Consider the following 13,277-nt stretch of genomic DNA (forward strand, 5'->3'; position numbering starts at 1 on the left):
GCGCAGTAAACCATGTATGGGAATATGGCCACATCATATCTCTATACTACCACTCCATAACACAACAGTATAACCTTGTTACCCTGTCCTTTTTACTTATCGAAGTTGGAAGATTCATCTATTTTATCTACTTTTGTAACCTTATATACAGTATATTACATGAAAAAACAGATACTCTTATTCACTCTATTTGTCGTTAGTCTCTCGTCTTGGATGCGAGCCTCCACCCCACTATATTTCTACCACATAGGGCTGACCGAAGGCTTATCGCAAAGCACCATATTTGATATTGCCCAAGACAAGAGAGGATTTCTATGGGTAGCCACAAGTGCAGGCCTCAATAGATACGACGGTTACGAGTTTAAAGTATTCCGCCATTCAGATAGCAATCAGTATAGTATTGGCGACGACGCCATCAAAAACCTATTCATAGACAGCACAGACCAACTATGGATAGGAACCGCAACAGGTTTGGCGCACTACAATGTTGACAAGGGATACTTTGAAAACTACAAGGCTCCAAAAGGTGGAAGCATACGCCATCTTTGCCAATATGCCAAGAGTAAACTCATCGTGAACAACAATGGTGGCGTGTATCTGTTTGATACACAAAGCCGAAAATTCATTCAGAAACTCCACCTGCCGTACACTTCGTGTATGTATCAAGCCGGCCACACAGTATATATTGCAACCGTATCTGGGCTGTATATGCTCAACACACAGACCCGGAAAGTATGGAAATCGGATTTTGCCAAATGGCAGGGACGGCATATACAAGACATGTTTTTACACAAAAATCGGCTATGGATAGGAACTGAGGGGGAAGGTCTGTACTGTATTGACTTGCAAAACAAGCAAGAACGGCATTTTACAGCGAGCAATTCACCACTATGTTCCAACTATGTGCGCAGCCTGTCAGTAGATAGTGACGGACAGTTATGGATAGGAACGGTCAATGGTCTGAACATCGTTGACACCCAAGACAAATGGCAATACATAGGTAGCAACTCATTCGACGAAGGCAGTCTATCGCAAAACTCTGTCAGATGCATATTGCGCGACAATCAAAAAGGTATGTGGGTAGGTACCTATTTTGGTGGTCTGAACTACTACAACCCACAGAAGAACCGATTCACCAAGATACGCCACAATCGCAGTATCGATGCCAACAACCACAATATAACCAGCTTTATAACACAAGATTCGCATCAAAGACTGTGGCTAGGGACCAATGGTGGTATCGCTATCTACGATTATCAGCAACACGCCTTCAACTATATCACAACACGAGACGGATTACGGTCGAACGACATCAAATCCATCTACATACATCCTACCAACGGAAATATCTATGTAGGAGCCCAATTAGGAGGGTTGTGTATCGTCACCCCGATAACCAATAAGACTCAAGTCTACACTACACATACCGGAAATGCCGACGACAACAGTATCTATGCCATCACCAAAGGTACCAATGCCCATACCTTACTACTAGGTACACTCACCGGATTGAGACACTTCAACACCCTCACCCATCAATTCTCAGAAGTGCGCACAGCCACAGGTGGCAAACTACCCCAACGCAAAATCAGGGTCATAGAACAAGACGGCATGAACCGTCTATGGACCGGAGCCGAAAATGGACTGATAGTCTACGATGCCAAGGAAGCCACACTACGAGAGAATAGTATCATAAACCAGAAGCATCTACTACGCCACGTAGCCATTAACAGTATCACCCTCACCGACCGACAGGCGTGGGTGGGTACCCAACGGGGACTCTATTGTGTAAATATAGCTACGGGGGCTACCAAACAATACACCGTTGCCAGCGGTCTGCCTAGCAACATGGTTTACGGCGTTGTCGTCGATAAGCGCGGTAGTTTATGGATTAGTACCGACAACGGCCTATGTTGCTGGAACACCAAAACCCATCAATTCAGAAACTTTACCAATGCCGACGGCATCTCCAGCAACCAGTTTCTGCCCAATGCCTACTATCAAAGCCCTACCGGAGACATCTATTTCGGCAGCGTAAATGGCATTACAAAATTTAATCCGCAGCACTTTGCGAACAATCATTATGCCCCACAGCCTATACTCACCGAGCTCAGACTGTTTAATACGGTCGTCACTCCAAACGACAAGACCCACATATTACAGACGCAAATAGAACGCACCCATGCCATCACTTTATCCCCCGGACAATCCATGTTGGCCTTTAAATTTTCCGTACCCAACTTCATTGCCGGTGCACACAACACATTTGCCTACAAACTGGAAGGCTACGAAAGTGAATGGCATCAAGGAAATAAGAGCCGTATAGCATCCTATTCCAACCTTCCTCACGGCACCTATCAATTATTAGTAAAGGTAGCCAACAACGACGGTCTATGGGGAAAGGCAAAGAATATGCTCGAAATCGAGGTCTTACCCCATTGGTATCATACGTGGTGGTTTAGGCTATTAAGCCTCATTGTGATAGCGCTGGCGTCTATCATGATATTCCGTTATCTGTTAGAAAGGAAAAAGATGGAAATGCAGTTGGCTCAGGAGCGAGCCGAAAAGAGGCGCATCAGCGAAGTCAACGAGATGAAACATAAATTCTTTATCGACATTTCTCACGAGCTTCGTACGCCACTGACCTTGATAACATCGCCCTTACAAGAATTGCAAGAACGCACAACCGACCCATGGCAACAGCACCAATTACAACTGATACATACCAATACCAATCGGTTGTTGCACTTGGTAAACCAGCTACTAGACTACCGAAAGGCCGAAACCGGTAATTTCCAATTGCAGGTAAAGCCTATATCGCCGGCCAATCTATTGACAAGATTGTATGAAGTGTTCGGAAAGAAGGCTGCCAAACTAGGCATAGACTATCAAATAGATATAGAGAATTTGCCCAAAGAAACATATTGCGACCCCAATTTTATCGACATTATAATAAACAATCTACTCTCTAATGCTTTCAAGCATACCACACGTGGACAAACAATTAGCTTAATAGGAAATGTCGAAGACAAATATATGGTACTCTCTGTAGCAGATACCGGCGAAGGAATCGCACCCGAACATCAAACCAAAATATTCGAGCGATTCTACCAAACAGATAGAGACCATGCCGGAACAGGTATCGGACTTTCGCTCGTGAAGCATCTCTGCACGCTGCACCATGGCGAGATTACGGTCGAAAGCAAACAAGGAGAAGGCAGTCGGTTCACCGTTTTATTGCCTTATAGGGCAGAAGACTACCAAGAGAATGAGAAAGTTATTACCACTACTCAAGCCCAAACGGCTGTTTCAGAAAATGCCGAAACCATCATGATAGTGGAAGACAATGACGATATTAGAGAATATATCAGAAGCTCGCTAGCCCCACAATACCGTATCTTGACGGCTGAGAACGGACAAGAAGCTTTAAGTTTATTGACAACCGAACAGCCCCAACTCATCGTCACCGACGTGATGATGCCTCTGATGGATGGCTTGGAATTCTGCAAACATGTAAAACAAACGATAGAGACTTGCCACATTCCGGTCATCATTTTATCGGCAAAAACCGAGCAAAGCGAGCAGTTAGAGGGTCTCAAACTAGGCGCCGACGACTATATGCCCAAACCCTTCTCCATGTCGATACTCAAGAGTAAGATTCACAATATACTACGTACACGCCATCTAGCTATTGAACATTACAAGGGCAAAGTAAACATACAGCCTCAAGAGATAGCCGTCAATCCGATAGACCAAGACTTCTTGAAGAGTGCGCTGGAGATAGTAGAAAAGCATCTCACCGACAGCGACTTCTCTACAGAGAGGTTTGCCCGTGAGATGCTTATGAGTAGATCGAATCTTCATCTCAAGATGAAGGCCTTAATAGGCGAATCTACCAATGAGTTCATCAAGCGCGTAAAATTCAAGAAAGCTTGCGAACTACTACGTAGTAGAAGGTACAGCATCAGTGAAATCGCCTATATGACAGGGTTCAATACTCCCTCCTATTTCACTGCAAGTTTTAAATCTCGCTTCAATTGTCTACCTTCCGAGTATGCCGACAGAGACGTCACTGCCACTTCGGATTCTGCTGATACTTAGGCAATAAGTCTAAGTCGCGCTGTGGAATTGGTAGCAATTCGTGCTTGCCTTCTTGTGTAAACTCCGAACATATATAATAGGTGGCACCCTCACTGTACCAATTGACGAGGTTCTGCTCGGTCTTCTTGATACTCTGATAGTATATGCCCCAACGTACAAGATCCTGTCGGCGCTGTCCTTCGAAGGCTAGTTCGTAAGCTCGCTCATCGCGTACAGCCTGCTGGAACGAGGCATAATCCAACCCCGACAAATCGCAGACACTACTTGGAGTGGCCACAGGCAATCCATAACCACGACGACGTACCATGTTGATAGCGGTGTAGGCCTCAGCCGTGGGACGCTTATGCCATTCATTCAAAGCCTCAGCATAGAGTAGCAACACGTCGGCATAGCGCAGCACATACCAATTGACATTCGACAGATTGGCATCTACCAGATAATTATTTTCTTCCACATACTTCTCGGTATCCCACTTACCCGGACAGATATTATTGGCATACGAGCGCTTCAATTCGTCTTTAGCATCTTCGGCAAAGCTCTCTTCAAAGGTACCTTGGTTAGACAAAGTCTGTTTGCCCTTAGCTGTATAACGATAGTCGGCAAACGAGATTGCCCACCTCTTATCATTGGCATGATTCGGCCAAGAGCCTAAGAAAGTAGGTATGACACGCCAGTTAGCTGCATTACGAATACCTTTGATACCACTAGCCGATACACCGTTCCACTTCCCGATACGCCCACTGGCATCTTCTGTCCCACGTCCTGTAATCGAAGGAGAATAGAACGACACCTCAATAAGGCTTTCGGCAGAATCCCACTTGCCATTACAGGTGTTCTTCCAAAGCTGTTCATAGTCGGTAAGCAGATGGTGTTTGCCCGACTCTATCAACACCTTAGCCGTCTTAGCAGCCTCTTCCCACTTGCTTTCATCGTGTACCGGATACCCCGCCCACGTAGCATACACCTTCGTCAACAATCCTAAAGCAGCTCCTTTAGACATACGGAAAGAGTTATCAGAGCGCAGTTGGTCGTCAGAAGCGTACGGTAAATTCTGCACAGCATACTTCAAATCGGCCTCGATAAATCGGTACACACTGTCGGGAGCAGTTTGTTCGAACGTCTTAGGACTTTCTTGCGAAGCACTGGTCTTCGTTGTCAGCGTGATATGTCCATACCAACGTAACAACTCAAAATAATATAAGGCACGCAGACATCGAGCTTCGGCCATATAAACAGTGGCTAGTTTCTTATCTACATCATTATAAGTATCGACCTTACTTGACAGATTTTCCAAGAAGTCGTTGGCATTATAAATGGCCGAATACAGTTCTTTCCACGTAGCTCTCACCTCGTCTTGTGTGCTGGTATAGGCATTGGCAGGTACCAAACGAAAGCCGTTGGTACTGGAACCTTCGCATTTTGCCAAGTCGGTAGGCAGTGTAAAAAGCAACGACAGATGGTATCTATACAGTCCCTCATTGGTCATACTGCGATACACACCGAGCAAAACTTTCTCGGCATCCTTCGCACTATTCACGTATTTATCTTTTTCCACCTCAGTGAAGTTCTGCTCATTGAGCGAGCATGAGCCTAGTACTATCAAAGCTAAAAGCCCACTTGCAATATATCGAAAAATGTTTTTCTTCATGACACTATGTTTATTTATTAGAATTGTACTTCCAAACCGAATGTAAATACACGGCTCTTAGGATATGCTCCCCAATCAAATCCCGGCATCAACGGACTATTACGCATGTTCACTTCGGGGTCGTAACCACTATATTTGGTTAAGCAGAAGAGATTTTGAGCCGTACCATAAACACGCATTTTGCTCAAATGCCACTTGCGGATGAGCTGAGATGGGACGGTGTAACCGAGTGTAATATTCTTCAATCTTAGGTAAGAGCCATCTTCAACAAAGCGTGAATAGAGTTCGTTCTTCACATAGCCTTTGGCCGACGGAACCATGTTAGAAGCATGGGTAGGCGTCCATCGGTCGGCCGTTTCAGCCAATTGGTTGCTGCGTTCGTCCTGAGTTTGCGTATTAAACATACGAGTGGCATTATACACATCGTTACCACAACTGAATTGGAAGAGGATACTCAGATCGAAACCTGCATAGTTAAAGGTGTTGGTAATACCGCCATACCATGTGGGATAACCATTACCAATAACGGTACGGTCGGCAGTATCAATGACTCCATTGCCATCAATATCCTTATATTTCACCATGCCGGGAACCACTTGTCGACCGGCATGCTTGCTAATATCAGCCACACCGGGCTTCAAGGTCATCGTTCCCGATGGCGTAAGATTGAAGTCGGACATCTGATAAACGCCATCAAACTGATAGCCATAAATCTTACCAAGCGACTCACCTACCATCGCTACATAGTCGTAGCTGCTGAAATTGGAGTTGAAACGAGTAGCTGAATACATCGACAGTGTACCGTCTTGCAACGACTTCAAGGTATTTTTAACGAAAGACACATTGATATCGGTCTGCCACATGAACTTCTTGCTACGAATATTGACGGTATTCAAGTTCAATTCCAAGCCCTTGTTCTGAACCTTACCAATGTTCTGCCACTGCGATTCAAAGCCGGTTACATAAGCTAAATTCTGTGCTAAAAGCAGGTCTTTGGTATTTTTGACATAGAAATCGGCCGATAGATTCACTCTACTATCAAACAAGCCAAGGTCTATTCCGGCATTCAATGTCGACTGACCTTCCCACTTCAAGTTCATATTAGCCAACTGTTTCGGGGTAAGCACAGTTACCATCTTGTTGCCAACACCATACTTACTCTCTGTATAGAGGTCCATAGAGAGGTAATTAGAGATACGATCGTTGCCCACAGTACCCCAACCCAAACGCAGTTTCAAGTTAGAAATAGGCTTCACATTCTTCATAAACTTCTCCTCAGAAACACGCCATGCTGCTGAGAACGAGGGGAAATAGCCCCACTTATGGTTCTTGGCAAACACCGTAGAACCATCGGCACGGACAGTTGCTGTGAGCAAATAACGATTGTCGAAGTTGTAGTTAGCTCGCGCAAAGAAAGATAGTAGTTTCTTTTCATAGCGGTTAGTAGCCACCTGACTAGGCGTTGCTCCCAAACCAAGATTGTCGTTTCCTAGATTCTCAAAGGGGAAATCCTTGGCTTGTCCTAGAAGATACTCATTGCTACGGAAAGAAAATTCATGTCCCAACATCGCATCTAAATGATGTTTCTTGGCCAAGATGGTCTTATAGGTTAGGGTATTATTGGTAGACCAACGTAAGTCTTTCTGCATCTGAGTAGAACCATACGTGCCTCCACCACGATAAGCTTGGCTGGAATTCTCGCCATAAAACAAATCGGTACGCGTATTGGTGACATTGTAAGTAGCCGCACTTCTCAAAGTCAAACCTTTCATCAGTCGCACATTGAAAGCTAAATTGGCTCCCCACAATTCTGCCTGTACACGATTATTAACAGCCTCCGACTGTTTGATAGGGTTGATTTGGGAGTAACTATCGTTCTCTTGAAGCAACAAAGGGTCGAACACCGAGGTGAGCAATTCCTCATCGGTAACTTGCAAGCCACCCGTAGGACGAGCACGAAGCAGATTAGACAGCACGTTCAATGTACCACCCGTGCCGGCCGTACCGATACCTTTTTTCACCGAATTGGAGTAATTGATGGTAGCATCCATGTTGATGCTCTTGTTGATATTCTGCTTCAAACGCAACTTACCGGTATTCTTCTGAAAACTACTATTGGTGAAAATACCGTCTTCATCGAAATGAGAGAACAAGACAGAATACTGAGAATCCTTACTACCTCCGGATATACTGAAGTCATGATTCTGCGACCAAGTAGACTTAAATGCTTCTTTCTGCCAGTCGATACCGGACACATGAAGATAATCATCCAACGACTGGTAGCGATAAGGATTACCATCTGCGTCGTTTCCTTCCTTATAATAAGTGCCTGCATACTTCGTAGGGTTAATCTCCATCTGTAGTTTTGCAAACTCATAAGGATCTAACAAGTCCAAATGTTTTGAGATTGAACGCAGACTAAACGAACCATTATAAGCAATGACCGGACGCCCTTGCTTTCCCGATTTCGTCTTTACCAGCACCACACCATTGGCTGCTCTGGCACCATAGATAGCCGATGCCGACGCATCTTTCAACACATCAATAGACTCTATGTCTGAGTTAGCAAGGTAATCAATATTGCTTACCTCAAACCCATCGACGATAAACAGCGGTGAAGAATCACCATTCACGGTACCGACACCACGAATCTTTATATCAAAACCCGAACCGGGAGTACCATCAGCAGCCGTTACTTGCACGCCGGCCATCTGTCCTCCCAACGCCTCTACTACCGAACCGGTCTTGAAGTTTTGGATTTTTTGCTCGTTAACACTGGTTATGGAACCTGTAATATCGCTGCGCTTCATATTACCATAGCCCACTACTACCACCTCGTTCAACGTCGCATTGTTGCTCTGCATCACGATACGATAGTCCTTTTCAGAGGTAAGACGCATCTCTACATTCTTATATCCGATATATGAAAACACAAAAACCTTGCTCTTCACTTTCGGTATCGTAAACTTACCATCAATATCCGTAATGGTACCACCAGCTCCCGACTTAGCCCTTACGGTAACACCTATCAATGGTTCGCCGTCTTCATCGACCACTGTACCTTTCACGCCGGATTGGGCGAAAGCACTTATTGCGCCTACCAAAAGCAACAATATCATCAAGACGCTCTTCTTTTTCATATCTAGAATTATCTTTCTCATATTTCTTCTGCAATTATTTTCATTAGTATTCAGTGCCAATCCTATTTGAAATTGGTATCAAACCAGATAGCCAATGGGAATATCTGACTACCCTTAGCCACGCTACCTACATTGCCATCGTTGGTAAACGTCATCTGCCCGATGAACACCCCGTTGGCATATTCTTGGTCAACGATCCACTTGTTTGCATTTACTTGGACTGCACAATCCTTCGTTGCGTCCACATAACACAGCGTTGTGTTCAGCGCACCTTGATTATCATAGTACGACACAGGCTTACGAGCACCGGCATTCACAGCCGCACTACCGTAATAGTTTTTCCACATCGCATACATGAACGTGTTGGTAACACCGCCCTTCAATACGCCTGTCACATGCGAAGCAGGTCCACCTATATTATAGTAATTGAACGAACGACGATAGTCCATCAAGAACTTACCCTGCTTACCTCCGCTTACCGTGGGGGCATTAGAGATTCCACCAGTACGCGGATTCACCTGTAATACAAACGGAGTATAATCTACCGACACACCTTTCACAGCTTTCGAGCAATGTACAAACACCGGTGTCTTCACTGTAACCTCGGCCGATGTGCCCTTACCGGTAGTGGTAACAACCAGCACCATGAACACTTTACCGCCTTGCCACTTATTGAACGTAATCTCACCGGTATGCGAATCAATAGTCACATCTGTTGTCGACGAATTCTTAGTATCAATACTATACTCAGCCTCTACACCACTCTGAATATCGGTCGACTGCACTTTCATCACCAGCGGAGCAGCCGATTTAATGCGATATTGGCTCGCATAATTACGCACCGGAGACAATCCGATGTTGTTTCCCCAATGTACATAGGTGAAGAGATATTTATTTTTGATGACCTTCAAAGTGAACGTTGCCGTCATACTTCCCTTTGGATTCTCTGCCACCACGTTGATTGTATAATTTCCTTGAGCTATACCATTGCCTTTATCGGCAGTAATTTCTCCTGTTTGGGCATTGATATTCAACTTTCCGACCAACGCAGTAGGCAAGTCCTTAAACGAATATTTCACCTCATCGCCAGCAATAGCTTTCACCTTTTGGGTCAATGCCGCACCTTCAATCAGTTCTACTGTGGGCTCATAAGCAAACTTCGTAATAGCATGAATCAGAGGAACAATGGTGAAAGTATAGGCTTGTGCGAAGTCGGTAGAGCCATACGCATTGGTCACAGTGACCGCAACCTTACACTCTGTTCCCACCGCTAAGCTGTTCTTTGCCAACGTCAACTCGCCCGTCGTGGCATCTATGCTGACAGGCGCATTGGCCGGAACGACCGACTTCACGCTATATTTCAATCCTTCGCGCGAGCCTACCATTACCGGAATTACCGTCTTAGTCGGTTCTTCGGTGCCTTGTTCCACCTTACTGAAGTTCGGATCATAGGCTAGCGACAACGGTTTGGACGCAACATTCACCTCTATAGCGTTGGCAAACAGTCCCTCGGTCGATTCCGCATCGACCACTGCTGTCGTCAACTTCATATCAATGACATATTTACCGGGCTTCAAATTTTGATGTTTATTACCAAAAGACACCACTCCGGCATCCGATACGGCAAACAGTTCATCATTCTCTACCAGTTCACCTTCGTGTCGTACATTGGCCACAACATACTTCGTGATATGGATATGGTTTCCATCTGTAGTTATAGCAGAGGTGGGTAAATCTGATATACTCTTCGATAATACATCCTCATACTTCACATCTATCTTATTAGGTGTAGCCACAATGCCCTCCGGTACCGTACGCATCATATTCACGTGTACAATATCTTCAAACGCATAGTGTTTCCCAGCCGATTTACAAGCTACGCTCAATGCATAATTACCAATAGCTAACTGGCTGGTATTGGCAATAATAATGGCGCCCGTCTCCTTGTCTATGCCAAAGCTTTCGGTCTGTACTGCCGCGCCATCAAGCATGACGCGCGTTATCTCAAAGTCGTAAGGTTTCGCTCCAATATACGTAGGTGCATAGAGCGTCATGCTCATCGAAGGCCCTATATCGGTAACATCCGAATAGTAAAGTTGGAATTTACCACTGTCTACAGTTTCTTCCGAACACGAAACTACCATCATTCCACTGAGCAACACTATCAGTGTGCATAGGAATGTTTCCGTCATACATTTTATTCTTCGTATCATAGTCTAACTTTAAAGCGTGTATGTCAATTGATATACTTTTCCGTTTACATTCACTTCTACCGACGCTCCACCGGCGTGGAAAGTACCTGCTGCCTCTTTCGGGTTATCGGTAAACCGTGCTTCTACAGTCTGTTTTGCGTAGTCAGCAGCCGAACCGAACGGGCAAATCACGGTAATAAAGCGTGCAGCTCCCTTTTCCGGCTTCCTGATTGTATATTGATAACCGATTCTACTACCATTCACCTCGCCCAATTTATTGGAATAAGGAGAAGTAAGGTTTGCATATCCAAAGTCTTGGTTTGTCTCCGCAAATGTGCGAATAAGCATATTGTTATTATCTCCGAAGGCCGTATGTGCACCATAAACATGCTGAGCCGACAAGTCGTCTACCAGTGTTGTTTCGGCTCCCTTACCTGTTGCTAGATGGAAATTCAGGTTGATTTTATCCTTATTCCCATCTCCATAACCCTCATCTACTATCACAAAGAATCGGTTTTCTACGAAAAACACAGCTCTACGATGCGTCAGATTTTTGTACGATTTGTTCTCTGTGACCAACAACTGTGCCTGAGCTTGCTGCTCGTTCTTCAGCATTTTGCCGTTCATATAGCCTTTACCTATTACCGCACTCAAATCGGTCATCGTGTTATGCATCTTCGTAGCTGCATAAGAGTTACGAGCCACATTACTCTCATAGGTGCCACCATAAGAGTACACACCTGCATCGGGGAAGAAGTTCCGACCATTCTTATAGATGCAGAACGTGCCGTTATCGGGCTGGCAATGCCATTTGTTATTGGGATTGGCATTGTTTTTCAATACCATCATGGTAGCATCGGACTTCCATCCGTTACGCAACATATAATAACCCGACGTAGCATAAGTGCTCACCAAGCGGGTAGGCATCGTCCCTTGACGCCCTTCCGTCGCCAACCATTGTATTTCCGAATCCTCCGGATACATATCGGCATAGACGCGAAGATTCTTTAATATCACGTTCTTGGTATACGATGAGTTGCGCGTATCGTTGAAGTTGTCTAACGAATAATTGGGGAATATCAAGTCGCATACAAACCGTACTGCATTTTTCATCCTACTCGCATAGCTCGACGAGAACACATCCAGACGATTATTCACCTGTGCAAGCTTATACATAGCATTGAAGTCGCTGATAGCAGAGATATGATAACTGGGGTCAAGTTCGTTTTGTACACCATCGTCATTGAACTGATTACTCAACTCGTCGCTCACCATTGCAGCGCCTTCTTTCAACCATTCGGCCGATTTCTTAAACTCCGGCATCAACAATCCGGCTGTAGCAACCGACTTAGCCTGAGACAGTCTGATATTGCTTCCGTCGTTATAATAGCCCAATCTGATGATTTCCACCTCATCATGGAAAGCTCGCAAAACAGTGGTCAACCATCCGGCGCCAAACTTCATCGACTGTATGAAGTAGGGCAATATATCCATTCTGTCCCTTACTCGTTCGGTAGGTTGGAGTCCAACCCATGCTACGTCTTTATCGGCAGGGCGAGCTTGGGGATTGGGATATTGCGCCATCCATGCTCGATAAGTGGCTTTCCACGACTCAAGATACTTCTCGTCGCCCGTCACTCTGTAGGCTTTAGCTAATGCCGGCATCCATTGATGACGATGCAACTGGTTTTTAAATTCCTGATCGGGCATCGTAGCTGCCAGCGTTTCCCAATCTATCTTCCCATTGTTGACGAAAGAATAGTAGGTATCTACACCATTTGCCGTACTCTCTTTGAAGTTACGAATATAGAAACGATGCTGCAATGCTTGGTCGGCCATGTTTTGTTCGGCCGGAGAGATGGTCGGTGTCATCAGGTCGATGTTAGGATTTACCACGTTAGCTCGATTGCGATAATAGGTCAATAGTTCGCAAGCTGCATGGTAATACTGCCTTTGTACATACTGTTCTTTTACTTTTTCCAGTCCGGGATAGTCTAGGTTTAAAACCTCAAATAAGGCTTTATCTACCGAATCGGACGCCACAGAATCCGGGTAAGATACTAAGTCTACCACTTGTTTTTCTGTCGTACTCAAAGTGTCGTTAGAGCATCCTACACTGATAGATGCCCCTATACACAATGCCATAATAGGATAAAACGTGAAGTGTTTCATGATGGTTATTTTATTTATAGTCAT

At 45.0% G+C, this 13,277-nt stretch carries 5 protein-coding genes; 1 reads left to right on the forward strand and 4 read right to left on the reverse strand.

Annotation, left to right across the window (positions count from 1 at the left end; genetic code table 11):
• Window positions 1–159 precede the first annotated feature (159 nt).
• Window positions 160–4,101 carry a hybrid sensor histidine kinase/response regulator transcription factor gene (locus tag HMPREF3034_RS10355; RefSeq protein ID WP_082721767.1) on the forward strand — a complete coding sequence of 1,314 codons (3,942 nt, stop codon included), beginning with the start codon at window positions 160–162 and terminating at the stop codon, window positions 4,099–4,101.
• Here the strand turns inward: HMPREF3034_RS10355 and HMPREF3034_RS10360 are convergent.
• Genes HMPREF3034_RS10360 through HMPREF3034_RS10375 form a run of 4 tightly spaced genes read right to left on the reverse strand, consistent with a single transcriptional unit; the run spans window position 4,070 to window position 13,277 of the window.
• A complete protein-coding gene (locus HMPREF3034_RS10360; protein ID WP_062435371.1) occupies window positions 4,070–5,749 on the reverse strand; it encodes a RagB/SusD family nutrient uptake outer membrane protein in 1,680 nt (559 codons plus the stop codon). The genes HMPREF3034_RS10355 and HMPREF3034_RS10360 overlap by 32 nt on opposite strands.
• Window positions 5,750–5,766: 17 nt before the next feature.
• The gene (locus tag HMPREF3034_RS10365) at window positions 5,767–8,910 is read right to left on the reverse strand and encodes a SusC/RagA family TonB-linked outer membrane protein (protein WP_062435374.1); all 3,144 of its coding nucleotides are present in this window, start codon (window positions 8,908–8,910) and stop codon (window positions 5,767–5,769) included.
• Window positions 8,911–8,951: 41 nt separating this feature from the next.
• Window positions 8,952–11,102 carry a surface glycan-binding family protein gene (locus HMPREF3034_RS10370; protein ID WP_062435377.1) on the reverse strand — a complete coding sequence of 717 codons (2,151 nt, stop codon included), beginning with the start codon at window positions 11,100–11,102 and terminating at the stop codon, window positions 8,952–8,954.
• 9 nt (window positions 11,103–11,111) lie between these two features.
• Window positions 11,112–13,277 carry an alginate lyase family protein gene (locus HMPREF3034_RS10375; protein ID WP_231725669.1) on the reverse strand — a complete coding sequence of 722 codons (2,166 nt, stop codon included), beginning with the start codon at window positions 13,275–13,277 and terminating at the stop codon, window positions 11,112–11,114.

This window comes from Prevotella sp. DNF00663 (assembly GCF_001553265.1).
Lineage (GTDB): Bacteria > Bacteroidota > Bacteroidia > Bacteroidales > Bacteroidaceae > Prevotella.

Bases quoted from the DNA above. Each gene is read 5' to 3' on its own strand.
- HMPREF3034_RS10355 (WP_082721767.1), top strand. From the start codon at position 160: ATGAAAAAACAGATACTCTTATTCACTCTATTTGTCGTTAGTCTCTCG.
- HMPREF3034_RS10360 (WP_062435371.1), bottom strand. From the start codon at position 5,749: ATGAAGAAAAACATTTTTCGATATATTGCAAGTGGGCTTTTAGCTTTG.
- HMPREF3034_RS10365 (WP_062435374.1), bottom strand. From the start codon at position 8,910: ATGAGAAAGATAATTCTAGATATGAAAAAGAAGAGCGTCTTGATGATA.
- HMPREF3034_RS10370 (WP_062435377.1), bottom strand. From the start codon at position 11,102: ATGATACGAAGAATAAAATGTATGACGGAAACATTCCTATGCACACTG.
- HMPREF3034_RS10375 (WP_231725669.1), bottom strand. From the start codon at position 13,277: ATGACTATAAATAAAATAACCATCATGAAACACTTCACGTTTTATCCT.